The following is a 19,740-nucleotide window of genomic DNA, read 5'->3' as shown; positions in this document are numbered from 1 at the left end:
ATTCAGTTTTTAAGCTCCTATTTTTCGAAATCTTTATAATCTAAGTGTTCTCCTTCTTCTATATCTCGGACACTGGTTTTACCTAGAACATCATTAAAATATTCTGCTAAAATTTTACCAGTACCAGGTCGCTTTACCCAAATATTATCTTTTGTAAGTTTATCACCTACTTTAATCGGCTTAATAGTACATACGGTTGCAAAGGCAAAGTCTATGGTTACTTTTTCTTCTTTCGCTGGTTCTTTTGTACCGCCTCGCATCGTCCAAATTTCTTGACTTGATTTAATAAGTTCTGCACAAGAATTTTCGTCCATACTACAAACAATATCGGGCCCTTTACGACTCATATGATCTGTAAAATGGCGTTCTAAAATAGATGCACCTAAAGCTACTGAACCTAAGCATGCATTATTATTTAATGTATGGTCACTAAGCCCAAAGACTTGGTCGGGAAAGGCTTGATGCAATTCCATCATAGCGCCATAACGTACTAAATGTGTTGGTGTTGGATACAAATTTGTAGTATGTAAAAGTGCGACTGGTGTGTTGTGTGATTTAAATACTGCTACTGCTTTACGAACACTTTCAATAGTATTCATACCAGTACTCATAATAACAGGTTTTCCAAACTTAGCAATATGGTCTAATAAAGGGTAATTATTACACTCACCTGAACCAATCTTATAGGCTGGCACATTAAAGCGCTCTAAACGCTCTGAGGCTGCCCTAGAAAATGGAGTAGAAATAAAGATCATACCCTTACTTTCTACATAAGTTTTTAGTTCTAACTCATCAGCTTCATCCAAAGCACAACGCTCCATTATATCATAGATAGATATATCTGCATTACCAGGTATTACTTCTTTGGCAGCTTTACTCATTTCGTCTTCAACAATATGCGTTTGGTGTTTTACTATTTCCGCACCTGCTCTATGCGCCGCATCTACCATTTCTTTAGCTACTTCAATGGAGCCTTCGTGATTAATACCTATTTCTGCAATTACTATGGGCGGAAAATCTCTACCAATTTTTCTTCCAGATATTTCTATGTAAGGATTACTACTCATTATAATTTTTTAAAATGTATTCTGCATAATCAAAATCTTCTTGAGTATCGATATCAATTCCTGCAAATTTATGATTTACTATAAAGGGATGTGACATTTCATTAAATATAACATCCTTTTTTATTAACGACACTGATGTAATATATATAAGGCCGTTTTCAAAATATAAGGGCTCTAAATCTTGGCTTCTTTGCCCTATATTATAATTGAAAGGAATAAACTTATTATTACTAATCTTCCCTAATTTTTTATGATCTCTACTAACGGTAAATAAGCTATCTGTATCACTAGTATTGTAAGCTTTAAAAGCCTCACATAGTAAATTTTCTGGTCTTAGTGGATTCGTAGCTTGCAATAAAACTATTGTCTCAACAGTTTTATCTAAAAAAGATAAGGCATGTTTTAGAGCCGTAACTGTAGGTTCTGAGTCACCACTCAATTTATCTGGTCTATTAATAACCTTTGCGCCATAATTATTTGCTATTTTTTTTATAATATCACTATCGGTTGATACGTAAACGTCGTCTATAATATGAGAATTTGATAATGCATAATTTATGGAATGCGCTATGAGAGGTATGCCATTAAAAATCTTAATATTTTTATTTGGTAATCGCTTAGATCCTCCTCGTGCTGGTATTATAGCTATAGTCTTACCCATTAGTTTTGTGGATGTAACATGTTGAATAATCTATGAACAATTCGCTTCTTTAATCTATACCAAGCCTTATTTGGAACCTTTGGAATAAAAACAGGTACGTTTGTAATCATAAAACCTTCATTACTAATTTCTGAATTAGATATATTGTTTTTTTGAACATCTCTCATCCATTTCTCAACAGTATTCCCCATATGAAACGCATAATTATTATAAGTTGCTAAACGCATACCACCCGAATAATTAATTGGCTGGTCACAGTATAAAAATTCTGAATTATTACCAACTAAAATTAATGAAGGTTCTTCTGGCACTGTTGAAAAAAATAATTCACGTCGCATACTCAAAATCTGATGTCCACTTCCAACTAAAGCTTTAACACCATCATACTCTATAACTGGCCATTTAATCTGTTCATCTGTTTCTAACTTCCAATGAAAACTATCTAAGAATTTATTATGAGCATCAAAATTTTCTGGAATGGGCTGATATTGAAACTTTACATTACCAACCAAGATTTTATTTAATGTTGATGACGTTTCATAATTTTTGAAATTTCTACAAGGTATTGGTGATACTGAGGCTACATTTTTTATATGAGCAAATATGTTTTCGGTTTCGTTTTGCCAACCTTGTTTAAATAATATATCGACATCAGCAATTGTAATAATTGGCTCTCTACTAGCCCTCGCAGCACCAATAAGTGCATCGATTTTACCGATATTTTTATGATGATGAATTACTGTGTCTACAACAGCACTATTTAATTTATCTTCTAAATACTCAGAAACCTCATTACAAGATGCATTATTGACCACTGTAATAGCACAATTAGAATTTGTTGTTGTTATAGCAGAATCTAAGCATAATTTAAAAACTTCTAAGACATTTGTATAGTAGCCTTCTAGTGACGGTATAAAAACAACAATAATTAGCCTGTGCTGACATTGCAATTTTATCTTCTTAGATTGTTTCTGAGGGTTCATTCCTACGCGCATCTGTCCTATTTTTTAAGCCAATTTTTAGCCTCAATAATAACATTATTTATATCAGAACACCAGTTTTCTAGACTGTAAAGCCCTTTAGGTAGATTCTCTATATAAGGGTTTCCGTCCTCTTTGCAGGTTTGTATAGCTATATGCATGGCATCTACCCAATACTTAACAATATTTGGATACTCTATAAGCGTGCCATATAATCCATTACCTACGACTTCCTTTATACCTCCTTGATCTGAAGCAATAATATAACAACCACAATGCATAGCTTCTGCCAAAACAATACCAAATCCTTCTTTCCACAAGGAAGGAAATAGATATACATCAGACATTTGATAATATTTAGGTAAAAGATGATTTTCAACGCGCCCTATTACAATAACCCCTTCTTGATTTATTTCTCTATTAACTCCAACAATAATTAGTTTGGCGTTTTTATTGGTTTTATAAACTTTAGCAAAAGCATCTAAAACAACATGTAGCCCTTTTTTAGGTCGATCTTGTGAACACCACATAAAAACAAAATCTCCTTCTAATAAACCTATTTCATTTCTAAATTGGTTTTTTTGCTGTTCTGTAATTCTTTTAAATTTATTTAAATCTATGGCATTATTCATAACCCTTACTTTAAAAGGGCAGTCATCATAGAAATTTAAATATTCCTTATAAGATGCATGTGTTAAAAAGAAAAACTCATTAATAGCATACAAGAACTGTTTACCTCTTTTACGCGATACTATTGGTGCGAAACCTTGAAAATAATATTGAATATAAAAATCCTCTCTTTTATACTTTTCACTTATGTAATTATGGATTGGTACCACAACACCGCTATTGTCGACAATTTGCAGTATATATTTTCTATTAGGTTTTATTATTTTTTCTAGTGCTTCTAAATAATTTACATGTATACTTTTAGATGGTAATTTATTCTTTACACGGTCTACCATAGAGACTTTTCTTAAGAATGCATATGAAACATTCTTAGCTTCAGTTTTAACTTCTGGACATATTATGTAATCAAATTGGTGCTTATCTTTATTTAATAAATGATTATACATATTGGTCCAACTTGCAATTTTAGAGAATGGCAAGGGTAACTCTGATATTAAAATTACTTCTACTTTCATTAATTATTTTGATAGACTTCTTAAGATTAAGTAAACAAAACTAAGAATTTAATGCTTAATTAATCAGGTTAAAAATAGCCTTTTTATACTGACTTCTAATTTCTTTCTGCTGATAATTTCTCATATAGATCGCTCTATTTTGCTTAGTGATTTTTAAAATGGTATCTGTTTCCATTTTTATTATTCTATCTATAATTTGCCTAAATGAAGCTTCGTCATTTATATTAAACCAAAATTGATTTAATCCGTCTTTTAATCTATCTTCCATTGCCCCAACTTTAGTAGAAATAATTAAGCGAGCAGAAGCCATTGCTTCTAAAGCTACCAATGGCCCAGATTCTTCATATGATGGTATTATTATAGTATCTACTAAACTTATTTGTTCAACTATTTTAACTTGATCTAAATATCCTAATAATTGAATATTGTCATAGCCTAAAATCTTCTTTTCAATAACATCTCTTAATTCGCCATCACCAATAATGGTTAATTTTAAATTATGGTGCTGTCTTGTAAAAACATCAATCAATTCATTTATCCCTTTTTCTGGAGCAAGTCTACCTATATACAACAGCGATTTAAATATTTTTGCTGGTTCAATATTAAGCATTTCTGACTCCCTAAATGTACATTGATCTATTAACTGATAGTTATGATTATTGAGTGTAGATAATCGCTTAGCATTAGATGAAGAGTGATGTATAAACAAATCAATGTAGCTTAACCAAGCTCTAACTAAAACCTCATTTTCGTTTATTGTGGTGGACGTTCTTAAAACAATTTTCTTATGTTTAGAATAAGCGTACTCTGCGATCTCCTTAACGTAATTACTACTTATCTGAGCACATAAAACCACAATATCAACTTTATCTAATTCATTAATAATTTGTGTTATAGCAAATTTTCTATAGCCTGTTTTTTTTGCGAGATTGTTACTTACATAATTAATAAAAGGCTCTTTTCTACATGCCTTTATATAACTAAAAAAGGCTAGAGTTTTAAACCAAATACTTTCTTTAGCAATTTTTTCATTTAGTGTTATAACTTCTTTGGCAGAAACAAAATCAAAAATTTGAGAATTAGATGTTAGATTTCCTGTTGATAGTATTTTAACATCATAATCATCTGAAAGCGTTTCAGCAATAAAACCCGTTTCTAATTCCCTACCTCCAATATCGCTTAAAGGTCCAATGATTAACAATCTCTTCCTCATTCTTTTGAGCTAAAAAAACGTATTAATCTTGCACTTATACCTAATTGAAGTGTTGCTAATTTTCTAAAAAATGGAGAAGAATCAATAACTTTCAAATATTTAAATCGCTTGTTTTTACTTATAAACTTATTAAAAACATAAGTATCATTCTCATTATTAAATATCCTTGGAAAATAAGATTCTAAGACTAAATGACGTTCCTTATATACCTCACTAAAGTTTTCTTCTCTTGATGAAACACCTTTGGTATCAAAAATGGAAATTGTTAAGGGTAACCTAAAATAGGTTTCATTATTAAGACCTAAAACTTTTAAAAAGAAAGCCCAATCAGATACAATCTTAAGATTTTCATTATAATTACCATATGTATTAAAAAGTGAATTTTTTATAAATGTAGATGGATGGGATATTGCATTACCTACAAGATATGAGAAATACAATTGCTCTGGGTGCTCTCGTAAACGCATGCCTTCGTCTTCATTAAAAATTATATCACCTGCCAATACAGAATAGTCCTTGCTTAAATATGGTATAACATTAGATATAACATTATTATTTTCTAAAATATCACCACTATTCAAAAACAATAAAAACTTTCCCTTAGCTTTTGCAATACCCTTGTTCATAGCATTATAAATACCAGAATCAGGCTCACTGATATAGTTAAGATTATCGTAATTAAAAGATTTAATGACCTCTAGACTATTATCGTTTGAATCACCATCAATTATAACATGCTCAAAATCACGATAAGATTGCAACTGAACACTCTCCATAGTCTTCATTAAACCAACTGAATCGTTATAATTAATAGTAATAATGGACAATAAAAAAGTTTGCATGTGTGTCTAAAAAATTATCAAATTCTGAATCTATTATAAGGGGTCCTGACCTTTATATTTTTCTATAAAGGCGTCAATATTGTAAAAATAGGTGTTAACATTTTTAAGGTCTATATCACTAAAATTCCACCACTCTATTTTCTTTAAGTCCTTACGCTGACGCTCTGTAAATCTATATTTTTTAATTTCAATTGGACTTCCATAAGCTATAGCAAAATCAGGAATATCCTTTGAAACAATGGAACCAGCACCAATAACAACACCATTGCCAATTTTAACACCATCTAATATCGTTACATTGGCTCCAATAAAAGTATCATTACCTATATAAATGTTCTTTCTTTCCTCAAAAAGGTTTTCTTTAGAAATAGTTGACCCGTTCTGCTTTGATGTACTATAAAAATAAGGACTAGTAGATATTCCATTTGTTGGATGTAAACCCCATCCGCAAAGAAAATTAGGACCAATTGAGCAAAATTTACCTATTTCTGTTTTAGAAATTTTAGAATTGGAAGACAAATAAGTTCCTTTTCCTATTTTGGTCTCAATAATTCTAAATGGTGCATATATTTTAGAAAATTCATCAATTTCACTTCTTAAAGCTTCGTTCTCTAAACTTTTAAGTTCAACTTTATGAGATAATATAGGTTTTAACTCTGGTACACAAAACCCAAGAACTCTTTTGATAATTTTTCTAAAAAACATTGTTTTGATTAATTAGTTTGTAAAAATTAATTAGACTTTATCATATCATTCTTTTTCTCAAATGAAAACACATCGAAATGAGAGAAAGGATCATAATTATATATTTTTAAACCTAGTCGTTCCGATTCTCTTTTTAACAATTCGTACTGCTGATATAACTCGTATTCCCTATAAAGACGCTCTTTGGGAAATGGTTGCTTTTGTTTTTCGTAAGAAATCTCAATACCTGCTCTATGCAAGTAGTACTCTAGTGACGGTTTATTATGGTCATAAAAATGCGTGTAAGGTTGCAGGCATTGCCAATCGTGATTAACTCCCAATATTCCTGTTTTAGGAACTTCACAATAAATAGCCAACTGCAATGCCACGATGGTTACACTCCATGGCGACATAATAGGTTTTGTAAAATCTACAGGAACGTTGCCTCCATAGGAATAATAATAAATTTTTCTATCTGTAAAAACTGACTCGGCTACCAACTTGTCTCTCTTCTCAATTAATAGTGGTGTTTCTTTTGGCAGAATCTTATCACACCTTTGCCACCATGATTCTAAAACTTCTCTGGTAATTGGAGCGTGTGATGCTGCAAAAACATGAATCTTAGGTTTTATATTATCAATATTTGGATGCTCAAAAAAATTTCCAACAGAAATGACTAAATCATCAGAAAATAAAGAAACATTTAATTTATTAATAGACGAAGATGAACCTAAAACAACGGCTTGTTTATAACCAGACAAAGTTCTTTTTAACTCAACATTACTTTGATAAAGCTTATTTGGGTTTTTAATAACTCTTTTAATTCGTCTTTTTATTTTAGTTATCATGACTCATGCTTTTTTTGTGTAAGACCTAAAATCAAACTGAGGGTAGTAAAAAAAACGATATCCCTTTTTGAAAAACAATAATATAAATACCCCTAAAAATAAACGTAATTTTAATATCAGATTAGTTTTAGATGTAAAACTATATTTAAATACATAAAGGCCATAATTAAATATTACCTTCAACCTTGATGTCCAGTCAGTAATTAAAAGGCTCAACGCATAGTAATTGGCTGCTTGTCGGTAAAAAATATATTGCTTTAATTTTTCTTTATTATTAAGATCACTCGCTGCAACAAAATTAAAGGCATTATTAAAAAATTTAAATATGGACTTCTGCGCTTTTATAGATTTTTTAGCATTTTTAGTTATGCTTTCATTTCCACGTCTTAAATAAAATAAAACATCTTTTAAATAGATATATTTCGGATTATGAGTAAGCATTCTAAAATGAAAATCCCACTCTTGTGCTCTAAACATGCCCTCATCAAAAAGAGTTTTATCATCTAAAAATTTCCTTTTCCATACTACTGAGTCGGTTATAAAAGATAAGCCATTTAGCAAATAATCTTCGATATAATTATGAGACTGATAAATTAAAGGATGAATTGCCTTGTTACCTAGATTGGCTCTATCAGAATGATCAGTAAAGGTTGAATAAACACAGCAACAAAAATCTAAAGTAGCATCTTTGACTAATGTTTTAATTCTTAGTTTTAAAAAATCTGGATGCATTATATCATCACTGTCAAACCAATTAACAAACTCGCCATTAGATTTCTCAAAACCATAGTTACGACATGCATTTGCACCTTTTTGCTTCTCTTTAGGCCTTTTATAAAACCTAAATCGGTTATCTCTTTGAGTGTATTTTGCCACGAGTAACTCTAAATCGTCAGTACTACCATCATCGATAATTAAACATTCCCATCTCTCATAGGTTTGAGCAATTAGACTATCTAACGTCTCCCTAATAATAGCAGCACGATTAAAAGTCGGTATAATTACAGAAACTAGTCCTTTGCTCATTACCTTTAATTATAGAGTTCTATTAATTTTTCACTTTGCTTTTCGCTATTAAAATGCTCCTTTACAAAACACATAGCATCGTAACCCATTTGATTTATTAATTCTGAGTTAAGTATAAATTTCTCTAAAAATTCAGCAATTTGTTGGGTATTCTTTTCTTCTGCTAAAAAACCAGTTTTATTGTGTATAAAAGTATCCTTAACTCCACCAGAATCAAAAGCCACAATTGGTAATCCTGTTGCCTGAGCTTCGGCAATCACCAATCCCTGTCCTTCAGCTCGGCCAGTTTTATCCGTTATAGAAGTCATTAAAAAAACATGATTATTTTGCAATAATTTACAAACTTTAGTCTGTGTACCACCTGCAACAATTTTAATGTTATCTTGTAATTCTAGTTTTATTATTTTTTCTTTTAAACTTTTTTCTTCTTCGCCATCTCCAACGATAGTGTAATTAATATTATATCCTTTTTTTAATAATATATGTATTGCTTCAATACCAAAATGTTGTCCCTTCAGTTCTATTAACCGACCTACAGTTATAATATTTAGAATATTTTTATAATCACGTTTCTTATAACCAAATCGATTCAAATCAACACCAACAGGGTTAACTATTAATTTTTGCTTTGGAACATCAAATTTTTCTAAGTTAGCATATAAGTAATTAGAGCTCGTTATTAATTTATCTGAAGCAAAAAAAACAGATTCATAATAGTCTTTTAAAACAACTCTATTTGCCAAAGTAGAGAAAGTGTCATAACCATAAAAGGAGGTTACTATTCTACCTTTTAAAGCACCAATAGCTCTCATATCGGCCAATAGTTTACCGTTAACACCGAAATGGGCATGAAGTATAGAACAATTCTTATACTCAATAAAAACTGCAGCTTGAAACCACATTTTTAAGGTTTTAGACTTCAGCCCAAATTTTTTATCGTTTAATGTTCTAAAAAAGACTTTATAGTTGCTTAAATTTTGAAGTAATAGTATTAATGCCTTAAAAATTCTTAAAATTTTATTTTTAGGTAGTTTTTGATTATAACTTTTTGCACCAATATTTAAACCATATTCTGTAATTAGATCTTCTTGTGACCCTTCATTAAGAGGCTTTAATTTGTTAGCTAAAATGATTGACTTAAATCCTTTACGTTCACACTCTATAATATGATTTATAATAAATGTTTCAGACTTTGAAGGAAATGTATCGAGAACGTGAACTATAGTTTTAGGCATCTTATTTTAACTTAAATAATGACTACCAGGTTCTTTATTTATCATCCTACTCATATCACATTCTTTGGATAAACTGTTATAACTAACATATTCCTTGTAAGCGCCTTTGGCATTTTTAAACTTAAAAGAGGCTAATGATAAAATAACAGTTTTTAAAACCTGTCGTTTATTATAATTTAACTTAGTTTTCCAATTATCAAGGTTTATGTCAGCATACTTTACCTTATTACGATAGTTGATCTTATAATAATAGTCTTTTGAATACGGCTCAATTTTGATTGACTTTCTATCCTTTGTATCGTGATGTACCTTTATATCGGGCAGTACACCAATTTTATAACCGTAATAAGAAAGTCTTTGTGCATAATTAACGTCTTCTCCAAGGTGAAAAAATATAGGATCAAAACCACCAATAGTTTCAAACACTTTTTTTGGTATAAACCAACAAGCGGCAGCTACAAAAGGCAAATCATAAACTGGCTTAATGCTCCTGTTTAATACAAAATCTGAATAAAATTCTTTGTTATGAACATAACTGACATATGATGAAAAAGAAGACTCTAAATAATTACCCGACCAGTCACAATGAACAGGACTCAATATCCCATAATCAGAATTTACTTTTGCAAAATTAAATAGCTTATCTATTGAACCTTCTATCATTTTCGCATCCTGATTTAACAACAAAATATAATCAGCACCATTACTAAGAGCATGACTAATACCTAAGTTATTAGCTTTGCCAAAGCCAAGATTTTCATCTTGTTTTAAAACCAAAACATCTTCGTAGTTTTTTGTAATAAAACTTATTGTGTTATCTGAAGAGCAATTATCTACTAAAATCACCGTACTGTTTAAATATACAGAATCTAAACATTCCTTTATCCAGTGCATACCGTTATAAGTAACTATTACCGTGAAAATATTTCCCTTAACACTATTTGATTTTGAAGACAACATCATTAAAATTATACTATATCATCAACGTATTTAATACTTTTTAAATTAATTAAACTTGTATTATTAATTAAGTCGTTATAAGTTAATTCGTTCACTCTATTAAAAATATCTTCATCAATCTTAAAATCAATAATGGGTTCATTAACTGTAATATAACCTAATCCATAATCTGTATCTAAAACACAAAGGTTAATATTATCGTCATACTTTTCTTTTAGGTAAACTACTGTTTTCCAAACATCACCAGTCCACTCACCAGTCCAACCTTCTAATTTCATATCAATAGCTTCCTTAAAGGAATTAGCAAAAGTAGACGCGGCTTTATTTGGAGGTAAGCAATCGTGCATAACAATAACTCCATTTTCAGATAGATACTCTAGAGAATTTAAAACATCTAATAAACTTGCCTTAAAGGTATGTAGACCATCTACAAATACAATTTGCGGTTTATATCTTTTGACAAAGTTCGCCTTTAGTTTAAAAAAATCGTCACTAGTTAACTCGATATAGGTATTAAAGATATTATGATAATCTTTATATATCCATTTCAATTTTCTTTTTAAAGGAATATTAAATTGCGGATCTATAGCAACTTTTTTATTACATACAACAGGAAAAAATGACTCACCTTTATATGTACCAATTTCTAGATAGCGCTCAAAATTCTTTGAATCTATAATCTTTTGTATCAATTGTACTCTAGTCATAAAACTCTTATTTCGTATGATTTTTTATAAATAACTCAATGTTATTAGACATTATTAATTGATAATTTTCTGAGATTTTTTGTTTCGTCCAATTCCACCATGCAATTTTTTTTAGTGCATTAATATGTTCATCAGAAAACCTATATCTAATATGCTTAGAGGGATTACCAGCTACAATTTCATAATCTTTAACATCTTTTGTAACTACACTTCCAGCTCCAATAATTGCTCCATTACCAATAGTGACCCCTGATAATATTATAACATTATTTGCAACCCAAACATCGTTTCCTATGTTAACACTTCCTTTCGATTTTTTATCGCTTATATCTAAATCATTTTCCAAAAATGTAGTAAAAGGATAAGTAGACACATAATCGCTATGATGTTCTCCTCCCAAAAATATTTGAATATTATCGGCAAAAGAGCTGTATTTACCGACCTTTAAATTGGTGTTGTCATTGTAGTCATAAACACGGGGAAATCCATAAGTCATCTCACCAATACTATACTTTTGGTAAGCTTTATTTTCATTCATAAAACGACTTACCTTAGCTTTTGCCCCTGATTGATTCTTTTTCAAGAGCTTATTTATTATCTTTTTAAAACGCCCTTTCATAAACTGGTACTATTTTCAATATCCCACTGCAAAATTGGTCTTATTAGGCCTGGCCATTTACCACCAACCTGAATTCTATCTTTTTCATAATCAGGCTTATCAATGACTCTAAAGGTCAAAGCATTGTCAATCTTTACATGTATCATATTTGGATTGTAGTTACCTATCGCAACTAATATTCTGTAACGACCTTCTGCTAAAAAACTTCCAGGAATAGTGCAAGACGCTTTAATTACACTTTCATTATTTTTGTGAAACGATTTCCAATCTGGATTATCGAATTCATTAGATGCAAATAAAACTACGTCCTTTTCATCAATAATATGAATTATTGCTGTATTTGTATAATCAGTATTTGTATCTAAATATTCAATATTTATCTTAATCTTTTCTGTTAGATCAAAATTAAAATTAAATTCATTTTGAGAATTAGTAACTGATATAGATTTCAATTTAGCATAACTATTACCTAATTCTTGCCCTTGTGCCCAAATTCTTGAAGATTTTGCTTGGGTTTCTCCAATTATATACTCATCAATAATTTCTTTTGGACTACCTATATTTTTTACTGTACCATGCTCTAACAAAACGACTTTAGTTGTTAGCTTTAATATGGCATTCATATCATGACTCACAAATAAAACCGTACGTCCATCGCTATTAGAAATATCTTTCATTTTACCAATAGCCTTTTTCTGAAACTCGGCGTCACCTACGGCTAATACCTCATCGACTATTAAGATATCAGGTTCTAAGTGAGCGGCAACTGCAAAAGCCAGACGTACTTTCATACCAGAACTATAACGCTTAACAGGTGTGTCTATATACCGTAAACAACCAGAAAAATCAACTATCTCATCGATCTTCATAGCTATTTCTGCTTTAGTCATTCCAAGAATTGCACCATTTAAATAGATGTTTTCTCTTCCAGTCATCTCTGGATGAAATCCAGTTCCAACTTCTAAAAGTGAAGCTATTCTTCCCTTCGTTTTTATACTACCAACAGTTGGCGAAGTTACGCGGGATAAAATCTTTAACAATGTAGATTTACCAGCGCCATTTTTTCCAATGATTCCTAACACCTCGCCTCGTTTAACATTAAAAGAAATATCCTTTAATGCCCAAACATATGAGGACCTGCCTTTGTCACTCCTATCATTAGCCTCACCTACTTTTAAATAAGGATCTTCTTTACCTCTTAATCTACTCCACCACCTATTAAGATCATGACTAATAGTACCTGTGCCTACTAAGCCCAAACGATATTGCTTACCTACTTTTTCTACGTTTAAAATTACTTCAGAATTCATTAAATCGTATCAATAAAGTTTTTTTCAGTTTTATTAAAAATAACGAGACCTATTAAGAATGTTATAACGCTAAAAGCAATAGCATAAATTATCTTATTTATATCTAAATCACCAACACCAAAAACCATTGTTCTAAACGACTCTATAATTATAGCAATTGGATTGTACTCTATTAACCAATAATAATCTGGTACTTCCTTCTTAAAATAAGACATTGGATACATTACTGCAGAACCATACATAAGCAACTGCACACCGAACTGTACCAAAAACGAAAGGTCCCTATATTTAGTTGTCATAGACGAAATTATCATTCCTAACCCTAATCCTAATAATGCCATTATCACTACTAAAACAGGAAAGAAAATCATATTTGTTTGTAGTGAAATATCGTAATTAGGATCAGCAAACCAAACGTAATATATATAGAAACTTGTTAAAACCAATAGTTGAATACCAAACTTTAACAGGTTAGAAACCACTACAGACATTGGCATTATTACACGCGGAAAATAAACTTTACCAAAAATATTTTCGTTTTTTTTAAAGGTATCACTTGTACCCACTAAACATTCTTTAAAGTAGTTCCAAGAGGTAATACCTGCAAGATTGAATAAAAAATTTGGAACACCACTAGTAACAGGTATATTGGCTAGGTTATTAAATATTAAGGTGAAAATTAAAGACGTAAATAAAGGCTGTATTAAATACCACAAAGGCCCAAGTATAGTTTGCTTATAAAGCGTTATAATATCCCTCTTTACAAATAAAAAGAGCAAATCTCTATAACGCCATATCTCTGAAAAATTAAAGTCTATTAATTTCTTTTTCGCAGATATTACATAAAGCCACTTATCTTCAGCTGTTTTCAATTTTTCTAGTTTGCTAAGGCGAATATAATAAATGAATTATTGGAATATAAGGCATACCACATGCTTTTTATTAAATTGATTTTAACAATTATTTGAATTTAATATATAACGCCAAAAAAAACGTAAAAAACCACTTCAGAGAAGTGGTTTTATTATATTGTGTACGAAGATTATACTTTAACTAAAATAATCCCAAGTTATTTTCAAACCTTCTCTAACAGTATATCGTGGTTTATAACCTAATAAAGTTTCTGCCTTAGATATATTGGCTAAAGAATCTCTAACATCTCCTTGTCTCGGCGGTCCATAAATTGCTTTTAATTGCGATTTAGCAGCAATTCTCAATGATTCCCATAAATAGTTTATGGTAATACGCTCTCCACATGCTACATTAAAAACTTCGTTTTTAGCATCTTTTGAGGCAAAAAATCCTTTAACATTAGCTTGCACAACATTATCTATAAATGTAAAGTCTCTTGTTTGTTCACCGTCTCCATTAATTTTAGACGCCTCATTATCCTTTAGCGCTTGCATAAATAAAGGAATTACAGCAGCGTAAGCACCGCTTGGACTTTGCTTAGGTCCAAATACATTAAAATATCGTAAGCCAATTACATCAGTGTCGTAAGTGGTTCCAAACACATCCGCATAGAGTTCGTTAACAAATTTTGTAACTGCATAAGGCGATAAGGGCTTACCAATTTTATCTTCTACTTTTGGCAAACTTTTACTATCACCATACGTAGAACTAGATGCTGCATAAACCATACGTTTTACCGTTGGGCTATCTTTTAAAGCAATCATCATATTTAAAAAGCCAGAAATATTGACTTCATTAGTTGTTGCCGGATCATTAATAGATCGAGGCACTGAACCAAGAGCTGCTTGATGGGATACGTAATCAATTCCTTCCATTGCCTTTTTACAAGTCTCAAGATCTCTTATATCACCTTCTATTAATTCAAAAGATGGGTTATTCTTAAACTCAGTCAAATTTTCACGGTGGCCATTAGAAAAATTATCTAATACTCGTACCTTCTTAGCATTATATTTTAAGAGGTACTCTACAAGATTAGAACCTATAAAACCTCCTCCTCCGGTAATTAAAAAATTTAACTCAGAAAGGTCTTTTGTATGATGTGGTTTTGAATACATAAATTGGTTGATTTGGGTTGGGTATATAATTAATAGTTACAGACGAGCATCTACAGAATCATTTGGTAAAAGCGATTTTACATCGAATACTACGCATTTTTCAGATTTGAGATTGCCTAATGATAACTCTATAAATTCGTTATGAGATACGGCTAAAATTATAGCATCGTAATCAGATTTTAAATCTGTCATTGACGATTTTAAATCTAAGTCATACTCATGTTTCACCTCTTCTTTTGAAGCCCAAGGATCATAAACATCTACATTGACATGATATGACTGGAACTCTCTAATAATATCTATAACTCTAGAGTTTCTAATATCTGGACAATTTTCCTTAAAAGTTATTCCTAATACTAACGCATTTGAACCTTTAATAGTTGCTCCTTTTTTAATCATCATCTTTACAGTCTCAGTTGCTACATAAGCACCCATACTGTCATTCATTTTACGACCTGCTAAGATAATTTCAGGATTATATCCAGACTCGATAGCCTTTTGAGCCAAATAATAAGGATCAACACCAATACAATGGCCACCAACTAAACCGGGAGAAAATTTCAAAAAGTTCCACTTAGTTCCTGCTGCTTCTAGAACTGATTTGGTATCAATATCTAATAGTCTAAAAATCTTAGATAACTCATTAACAAAGGCAATATTGATATCTCTTTGAGAATTCTCAATAACCTTGGCAGCCTCAGCAACTTTTATTGATGGCGCCATATGAGTACCTGCAGTAATAACACTTTTATATAAATTATCGATTCTAACAGCAATCTCTGGTGTAGAACCTGAAGTTACTTTTAAAATTTTAGTTACAGTATGATGCTTATCGCCTGGATTAATTCTTTCTGGAGAATAACCAGCATAAAAATCTTTATTATATGTTAAACCTGAATTTTTTTCTAAAACAGGGATACAAATATCTTCGGTTGCACCAGGGTATACTGTCGATTCGTAAATAACTATGTCATCAGTTTTTAATACTTTACCTACACTTTCACTCGCTTTTATTAGAGGTGTAAAAACTGGCTTATTCAAAGCATCAGTCGGAGTTGGTACTGTAATAATGTATACGTTACAAACTGATAAGGCTTGTATATCATCTGTAATATATAATCCTTTGCTAGCGTTTAAATCTGTAGTCAACACAGATTTTAGATTTTCATTATCAACTTCTAAGGTTTTATCTAAACCAGAGTTTAACTCATTAATTCGCTGCTTGTTGATATCAAAACCAACAACAAAAAATTGTTTTGCAAATTCTACAGCTAGGGGCAAGCCGACATAACCTAATCCAATAACAGCAATTTTATCTTCTAAATGTTTCATTTGTTTAAAGTAGATTGTAAAATGAGGTTCAAATCTAAAGAAAAACTGTAATTCCGTACATACTTTTTATTTATTTCTACTTTATCTACCCAAATAATCGTTCTATTGTAGTGTTCTGGGTCTTTTTCTCGTTCTAATACACGCTCTTCATGCTTGTATTTTAATGTTGCTGCACCAGTTATTCCAGGTTTTACAATTAAAATAACTCTATCATCTCCTTTTAATTCATCTGCAAAGCCCTGTAGATCAGGTCTTGGACCAACAAAACTCATATCACCAATTAAAACATTGTATAGCTGTGGCAGCTCATCTAATTTTGTTCTTCTCAAGAATTTACCAAATCTAGTTGCACTTTTATCTAGACTACCTAATTTATGTAAACCTTCTCTTAAGGTTCTGATTTTATAAATTTTAAATAATCTTGCATGCTGTCCCACACGTATCTGAGAAAATACACCAAACTTATTAGTATCGGCTGTAGAAATAACAACTAAAATTAAAATGGGTAAAGATAATATAGGCAAAATTATAAATACTAAAATGAGATCAAAAATACGTTTGATTCTGAGTTGAGTTTTAGTTATCACAGTTAAGCAGTAAAGTGTTATTTGCGCTTAAAGAAGCGTTTTATTTTTTCCCAACGAGAATAGGTGTCTCTTTCATGATAAGCGTTCCCATAAACGCCATAACCGTATCCATAACCATAGCCATAGCCGTAACTATAATTGTGACTGTTTTTATATCTATAGAAATTTAGTAAATAACTGATATTTTTAAGTTCGCCTCGTTTATATTTGGAGTCTACCAATTGCAACATTCCTTTTTTTGTATAATCTAATCTTACCATAAAAATGGAAGCATCTGCATATTCTACTAATTCTAACGCATCTGCAACCAAGCCTAATGGTGGAGTATCTAATATAATCATATCATACTCATCCTTTAGTGTTGCTATAAGTTCCTTTAGCCTCTGACCCATTAATAATTCTGAAGGATTAGGTGGAATAGGACCCGATATAATTAAATCGAGATTTTCTATATGTGTACTAGTTTTTATCTCATCTAAAGTACTATCACCAATAAGATAGTTAACAATACCTTCCTCATTGGCAATTTTAAAATCACCAAAGATTTTTGGTTTTCGAAGATCTAGCCCTAATAATATGGTTTTTTTACCAGACATGGCATAGACAGTTGCGATATTAATTGATGCATATGTTTTACCTTCCCCACTTACAGAGGAAGTAACTAATAAAGTATTAGCTCTTGTAGTTGACACACTGTTTTTAAATATAAACTGAAGACTAGAACGTACAGCTCTAAATGACTCTGCAACGGCTGATTTGGGTTTTTCATATGCCACCAAATTATTCTCGTAACTATATTTACCTATTAAGCCTAGAATCGGAATTTTAGACATTTTTGTCACCTCATCAGCACTGTGAATTTTATTATCAGATAAATAGAAAATAAATATTAAAAAAACTGGAGCGAAAAATCCCACTAACAAAGCCATCATATAATTGAGTGATGTTTTTGGACCTATTGGACCATCACCAATGTCTTTAGCTTCATCTATGACTGTAATATCAGATACATTAGCGGCTTTAACTATTGCCGCCTCTCCTCGCTTTGCCTTGTATATTTCAAAGGCTTCACTACTTAAATCGAGTTTTCGTTGAATCTTTAAATACTCTTGTTGATCCTTTGGCAGCCCAATTAATTTAGATTCTAATTCAGATATTTTCCTGTTTAAAGTGTTTAATTGCCTAGATATACTGCCTTTAGTCACGGATATTGACTCTAGTAAAACACTTTTTTCAGTATCTATTCTTCTATCTAACTCATCAAATAATATAGAGCCTTCCTTTGTTGAATACTCTAAATTTCTTCGCTCTATGGATAGAGCTATAATTTTTGTTACTCCACTTAGAATATTAGCTTCTTCGATTCCAACAGAAGTCGGAGCAGCAATTTGAGAATAATCTGTTTTAGTTCTTAAATAATCTTCTAGACTATTTAAATAATTTAATTTCGATTCTTCAATTAGTTTTTCTTGATCATATTCTTTTAGTTGCTCTGAGTATTGAGTAATTTCTTCTTTAACGTCATAAACCTTGTTAGTCTTTATGAAATTATTCATTTCGTTCGTAACATTCTTCAAAGAATCGTTAACAACTCTAAGACTACTATCAATAAACTTTATTGTGTTTGTAGCATAAAGATTCTTACGATTAAGTTCTGTTTTTCTCAAAATAGCAGAAGTTGCATTAAGAAAATCAACAATTTTAGACTTGTTTAATCCTACTAAAGACAAACGTAAAACAGAAGATGCATCTCTAGATGATGGCACTATAACAATACCATTTTTATAAGTATTTACAACAGAGTCAAAATTTAAAAACCTTACATAAAAATCATCTGTACTCGGAACTGTAGCGCCAGATTTTAAGATAACTATTCCATTAAAAAACGGAAGGTTAACAATTTCCCCAAACCTGTAAGTTTGAGAAAATTTACCTACTTTAACTCTTACTGTTGTTTTCTCTTTAGTTTTATAAATTTGACTACCGACACTTTCAGATTCAAATTCATAGGACAGCTCGTACTTTGATTCGTCAATAATTTTAATTTGAATTGGCCTTCCTAGCATTTGAGGCCTAGACTTATCGAGATTAATTTCAAAAGGAGCCTTGGTGTATATATCTTCTAAGTGATATTCACCTTGCTTTAAGTATTCTTTATAATATTCTAAAGAATCAATAACTAACTCATTATGAGACCTTGTTTTTACTTCAGTAATTATACTACCTACTTTACCTGACACTCCGCCCCAATTAAATGATATACTAGTATTTGCGGTAAAGAATGGATTTTGATCGTTATTTATGGTAATTAATGAATCTAACCTGTAAATATTTTGCTTTCTAACGTTAATATAATAAGCGACAGATAAAGCTGCAAGGATAGAAATTACAATAATTGGCCATAACCCAAGTATTTTAAACAGTAAGCCTTTAAAATCAAAACTAATGCGTTGCACTTCATTAATTTCTGTTTCGTCTAAATCATTATAATTCATAA

At 30.8% G+C, this 19,740-nt stretch carries 19 protein-coding genes; all 19 read right to left on the bottom strand.

Annotation, left to right across the window (positions count from 1 at the left end):
* Nucleotides 1-17: 17 nt before the first annotated feature.
* Complete coding sequence (locus ACFWU4_RS07575; RefSeq protein ID WP_411126428.1) at nt 18-1,067, bottom strand: N-acetylneuraminate synthase family protein; 1,050 nt, start codon at nt 1,065-1,067, stop codon at nt 18-20.
* Nucleotides 1,060-1,728, bottom strand: coding sequence for a cytidylyltransferase domain-containing protein (locus ACFWU4_RS07570; protein ID WP_411126426.1), 669 nt, complete (start codon nt 1,726-1,728; stop codon nt 1,060-1,062). The genes ACFWU4_RS07575 and ACFWU4_RS07570 overlap by 8 nt, the downstream gene beginning before the upstream one ends.
* Complete coding sequence (locus ACFWU4_RS07565) at nt 1,728-2,723, bottom strand: glycosyltransferase family 2 protein (RefSeq protein ID WP_411126424.1); 996 nt, start codon at nt 2,721-2,723, stop codon at nt 1,728-1,730. The genes ACFWU4_RS07570 and ACFWU4_RS07565 overlap by 1 nt, the downstream gene beginning before the upstream one ends.
* A 5-nt stretch (nt 2,724-2,728) precedes the next feature.
* On the bottom strand, nt 2,729-3,853 hold the full coding sequence (locus ACFWU4_RS07560; protein ID WP_411126422.1) for a glycosyltransferase family 4 protein: 1,125 nt from the start codon (nt 3,851-3,853) through the stop codon (nt 2,729-2,731).
* A 55-nt stretch (nt 3,854-3,908) separates the two neighbouring features.
* A complete protein-coding gene (locus tag ACFWU4_RS07555; protein ID WP_411126420.1) occupies nt 3,909-5,066 on the bottom strand; it encodes a glycosyltransferase family 4 protein in 1,158 nt (385 codons plus the stop codon).
* Nucleotides 5,063-5,893: a glycosyltransferase family 2 protein gene (locus tag ACFWU4_RS07550; protein WP_411126418.1), complete on the bottom strand. Its 831-nt coding sequence runs from the start codon at nt 5,891-5,893 to the stop codon at nt 5,063-5,065. The genes ACFWU4_RS07555 and ACFWU4_RS07550 overlap by 4 nt, the downstream gene beginning before the upstream one ends.
* A 48-nt stretch (nt 5,894-5,941) precedes the next feature.
* The gene (locus tag ACFWU4_RS07545) at nt 5,942-6,613 is read right to left on the bottom strand and encodes a CatB-related O-acetyltransferase (RefSeq protein ID WP_411126416.1); all 672 of its coding nucleotides are present in this window, start codon (nt 6,611-6,613) and stop codon (nt 5,942-5,944) included.
* A gap of 26 nt (nt 6,614-6,639) precedes the next feature.
* Nucleotides 6,640-7,440 (bottom strand): hypothetical protein, encoded by an 801-nt coding sequence (locus ACFWU4_RS07540; RefSeq protein WP_411126414.1) that lies wholly within the window; start codon nt 7,438-7,440, stop codon nt 6,640-6,642.
* Between the two features lie 3 nt (nt 7,441-7,443).
* Nucleotides 7,444-8,466, bottom strand: coding sequence for a glycosyltransferase family 2 protein (locus tag ACFWU4_RS07535; protein ID WP_411126412.1), 1,023 nt, complete (start codon nt 8,464-8,466; stop codon nt 7,444-7,446).
* A gap of 5 nt (nt 8,467-8,471) precedes the next feature.
* A complete protein-coding gene (locus ACFWU4_RS07530) occupies nt 8,472-9,701 on the bottom strand; it encodes a glycosyltransferase (protein ID WP_411126410.1) in 1,230 nt (409 codons plus the stop codon).
* A gap of 6 nt (nt 9,702-9,707) precedes the next feature.
* A complete protein-coding gene (locus ACFWU4_RS07525) occupies nt 9,708-10,664 on the bottom strand; it encodes a glycosyltransferase family 2 protein (RefSeq protein ID WP_411126408.1) in 957 nt (318 codons plus the stop codon).
* Between the two features lie 5 nt (nt 10,665-10,669).
* Nucleotides 10,670-11,368, bottom strand: coding sequence for a class I SAM-dependent methyltransferase (locus ACFWU4_RS07520; protein ID WP_411126406.1), 699 nt, complete (start codon nt 11,366-11,368; stop codon nt 10,670-10,672).
* Between the two features lie 7 nt (nt 11,369-11,375).
* Nucleotides 11,376-11,951, bottom strand: a complete 576-nt coding sequence (locus ACFWU4_RS07515; protein ID WP_411126404.1) for a CatB-related O-acetyltransferase — start codon at nt 11,949-11,951, stop codon at nt 11,376-11,378.
* A gap of 32 nt (nt 11,952-11,983) precedes the next feature.
* Nucleotides 11,984-13,297: an ABC transporter ATP-binding protein gene (locus ACFWU4_RS07510; protein ID WP_411126402.1), complete on the bottom strand. Its 1,314-nt coding sequence runs from the start codon at nt 13,295-13,297 to the stop codon at nt 11,984-11,986.
* The gene (locus ACFWU4_RS07505; RefSeq protein ID WP_411126400.1) at nt 13,297-14,169 is read right to left on the bottom strand and encodes an ABC transporter permease; all 873 of its coding nucleotides are present in this window, start codon (nt 14,167-14,169) and stop codon (nt 13,297-13,299) included. The genes ACFWU4_RS07510 and ACFWU4_RS07505 overlap by 1 nt, the downstream gene beginning before the upstream one ends.
* A gap of 177 nt (nt 14,170-14,346) precedes the next feature.
* Nucleotides 14,347-15,324, bottom strand: a complete 978-nt coding sequence (locus tag ACFWU4_RS07500; RefSeq protein WP_411126398.1) for an SDR family oxidoreductase — start codon at nt 15,322-15,324, stop codon at nt 14,347-14,349.
* 36 nt (nt 15,325-15,360) lie between these two features.
* Nucleotides 15,361-16,656, bottom strand: a complete 1,296-nt coding sequence (locus ACFWU4_RS07495; protein ID WP_411126396.1) for a nucleotide sugar dehydrogenase — start codon at nt 16,654-16,656, stop codon at nt 15,361-15,363.
* Nucleotides 16,653-17,180, bottom strand: coding sequence for a sugar transferase (locus ACFWU4_RS07490; RefSeq protein WP_411126394.1), 528 nt, complete (start codon nt 17,178-17,180; stop codon nt 16,653-16,655). The genes ACFWU4_RS07495 and ACFWU4_RS07490 overlap by 4 nt, the downstream gene beginning before the upstream one ends.
* An 80-nt stretch (nt 17,181-17,260) precedes the next feature.
* Nucleotides 17,261-19,738 carry a polysaccharide biosynthesis tyrosine autokinase gene (locus tag ACFWU4_RS07485; protein ID WP_411126392.1) on the bottom strand — a complete coding sequence of 826 codons (2,478 nt, stop codon included), beginning with the start codon at nt 19,736-19,738 and terminating at the stop codon, nt 17,261-17,263.
* Between the last annotated feature and the right edge of the window lie 2 nt (nt 19,739-19,740).

The organism is Winogradskyella sp. PE311 (assembly GCF_046545555.1).
GTDB lineage: Bacteria > Bacteroidota > Bacteroidia > Flavobacteriales > Flavobacteriaceae > Winogradskyella.
This window is presented reverse-complemented; position numbering and strand designations above follow the sequence as displayed.

What these genes read in the sequence shown, in the direction of transcription:
- ACFWU4_RS07575 (WP_411126428.1), bottom strand. Translation starts at nt 1,067, where the DNA reads ATGAGTAGTAATCCTTACATAGAAATATCTGGAAGAAAAATTGGTAGA.
- ACFWU4_RS07570 (WP_411126426.1), bottom strand. Translation starts at nt 1,728, where the DNA reads ATGGGTAAGACTATAGCTATAATACCAGCACGAGGAGGATCTAAGCGA.
- ACFWU4_RS07565 (WP_411126424.1), bottom strand. Translation starts at nt 2,723, where the DNA reads ATGCGCGTAGGAATGAACCCTCAGAAACAATCTAAGAAGATAAAATTG.
- ACFWU4_RS07560 (WP_411126422.1), bottom strand. Translation starts at nt 3,853, where the DNA reads ATGAAAGTAGAAGTAATTTTAATATCAGAGTTACCCTTGCCATTCTCT.
- ACFWU4_RS07555 (WP_411126420.1), bottom strand. Translation starts at nt 5,066, where the DNA reads ATGAGGAAGAGATTGTTAATCATTGGACCTTTAAGCGATATTGGAGGT.
- ACFWU4_RS07545 (WP_411126416.1), bottom strand. Translation starts at nt 6,613, where the DNA reads ATGTTTTTTAGAAAAATTATCAAAAGAGTTCTTGGGTTTTGTGTACCA.
- ACFWU4_RS07540 (WP_411126414.1), bottom strand. Translation starts at nt 7,440, where the DNA reads ATGATAACTAAAATAAAAAGACGAATTAAAAGAGTTATTAAAAACCCA.
- ACFWU4_RS07535 (WP_411126412.1), bottom strand. Translation starts at nt 8,466, where the DNA reads ATGAGCAAAGGACTAGTTTCTGTAATTATACCGACTTTTAATCGTGCT.
- ACFWU4_RS07530 (WP_411126410.1), bottom strand. Translation starts at nt 9,701, where the DNA reads ATGCCTAAAACTATAGTTCACGTTCTCGATACATTTCCTTCAAAGTCT.
- ACFWU4_RS07525 (WP_411126408.1), bottom strand. Translation starts at nt 10,664, where the DNA reads ATGATGTTGTCTTCAAAATCAAATAGTGTTAAGGGAAATATTTTCACG.
- ACFWU4_RS07520 (WP_411126406.1), bottom strand. Translation starts at nt 11,368, where the DNA reads ATGACTAGAGTACAATTGATACAAAAGATTATAGATTCAAAGAATTTT.
- ACFWU4_RS07510 (WP_411126402.1), bottom strand. Translation starts at nt 13,297, where the DNA reads ATGAATTCTGAAGTAATTTTAAACGTAGAAAAAGTAGGTAAGCAATAT.
- ACFWU4_RS07500 (WP_411126398.1), bottom strand. Translation starts at nt 15,324, where the DNA reads ATGTATTCAAAACCACATCATACAAAAGACCTTTCTGAGTTAAATTTT.
- ACFWU4_RS07495 (WP_411126396.1), bottom strand. Translation starts at nt 16,656, where the DNA reads ATGAAACATTTAGAAGATAAAATTGCTGTTATTGGATTAGGTTATGTC.
- ACFWU4_RS07485 (WP_411126392.1), bottom strand. Translation starts at nt 19,738, where the DNA reads ATGAATTATAATGATTTAGACGAAACAGAAATTAATGAAGTGCAACGC.